Origin of the sequence: Nesterenkonia ebinurensis (assembly GCF_008711175.1) — a bacterium.
Taxonomy (GTDB): domain Bacteria; phylum Actinomycetota; class Actinomycetes; order Actinomycetales; family Micrococcaceae; genus Nesterenkonia; species Nesterenkonia ebinurensis.
Genome location: NZ_VWNF01000031.1, coordinates 1 through 1,373 on the forward strand (window position 1 = coordinate 1; position 1,373 = coordinate 1,373).

A 1,373-nucleotide genomic window follows, 5' to 3' on the forward strand; every position below is an offset into this window, starting at 1 on the left:
ATCTGGTCCAGATCAGTGTGGCGGCGAGGCTGAGGTTCGTAGACTGAACTCATGTCAATGTGCGAGGACTGCCATGCGATGGGGAGATTCGGAAGCTGTGAAGACCTCTTCCATGTGCTGCTCGCTCTGGATCATCAACGACTTGCTCCTTGGGGACCGCTTCACGGTGTGAACGTCGCTTGTTACTACCTGCAGCATCCATCGACGGTGCCGACCAACACCGCCGACGGGCAGTGGACGATGATCGAGGCTTACAGCACGGGCGGGTTGGAGGCAGTGAATCAGATCCAGCGCCGTCGAGTCGCTCAGAACCGGCGCGGTCTCTTCAAACCGGATGATGCAACGCGCGCTCCCGCCCGAATGCATCCTCCTCGTTTCACGATCGAGGATCTCAGTGTCGATGGATCGTTTCCGGCCCGGGGCTATGCGGCGCGGATGAACACGTGGGTCTCCTCGGTCCTGTCCGAGCGTTCTAGGTCAAGTCTGATCTGATCCAGATCAGGGTGGCGGCGAGGCTGACGGCAGCTCGGTAGTTGCGGAGGAGCTTGTCGGACCGCATCGCGATGCCGCGTCATTGTTTGAGCTTGTTGAAGCAGCGCTCGACAACATTGCAGCCCTTGTAGCGCTCCTTCTGCTGGTCGCCGAAGTCGATTGGTTTGCCTGGCTTCTTGCGACGGTGCGCGATCTGGTCGTCGCGTTCAGGGATCGTTGCCGTGATCCCGCGGTCGCGTAGCCAGGCACGGTTCGTCTTCGACGGATACCCCTTGTCGGCCAGTACCCGGTCGGGGCGGGTGCGGGGTCGTCCTTTGCCGGCGCGCGGGACGCGGATGTCCTCGAGGACAGCGGTCATCATCGTCGTGTCGTTGATGTTCCCGCCGGTGATCAGCATCCCCAACGGCCTGCCACGCCCGTCGCAGACCAGGTGCAGCTTGGTTGTCAGCCCACCTCGTGAGCGTCCGATCCCATGATCGGGCGGTTCGAACCGCGAGTTCTTGTGATTTGGCAGAGCCCCCTGTGGTGCGGGCGAGGGTGGCACCGTGCTGATGCACACGCGCGATGGTCGAGTCGATAGAGGCGACCCAGTCGATTCGGCCTGCGGCATCGGCCTGCTTCTGCACTTCAGCGAGCAGCTTCTCCCAGGTGCCATCCTCAGCCCATCGGTTGAACCGCTTGTAGATCGAGTTCCACTTCCCGAACCGCTCCGGCACATCCCGCCACGGTGCGCCGGTCCGGTACTTCCAGGCCATAGCCTCGACAGCGAGCCGATGATCAGTCCACGGCCTCGACCTGCCTGACACCGCCGGCATCAACGGCTCCATCACAGACCACACCTCGTCAGAGATCTCCTGTCGCGTCACCACTCAAGACTCACC

1 protein-coding gene and 1 pseudogene are annotated in these 1,373 nt (G+C 62.3%); one reads left to right on the forward strand and one right to left on the reverse strand.

What is annotated here, in order from left to right; all coding sequences use genetic code 11:
- The first annotated feature begins 51 nt into the window (after positions 1 to 51).
- Positions 52 to 492 carry a DUF5946 family protein gene (locus F0311_RS09370; protein WP_150461689.1) on the forward strand — a complete coding sequence of 147 codons (441 nt, stop codon included), beginning with the start codon at positions 52 to 54 and terminating at the stop codon, positions 490 to 492.
- Here F0311_RS09370 and F0311_RS09375 read toward each other — a convergent pair.
- Positions 473 to 1,319 (reverse strand): annotated as a pseudogene (locus F0311_RS09375) (IS5 family transposase). The gene F0311_RS09370 and the pseudogene F0311_RS09375 overlap by 20 nt on opposite strands.
- Positions 1,320 to 1,373 lie beyond the last annotated feature (54 nt).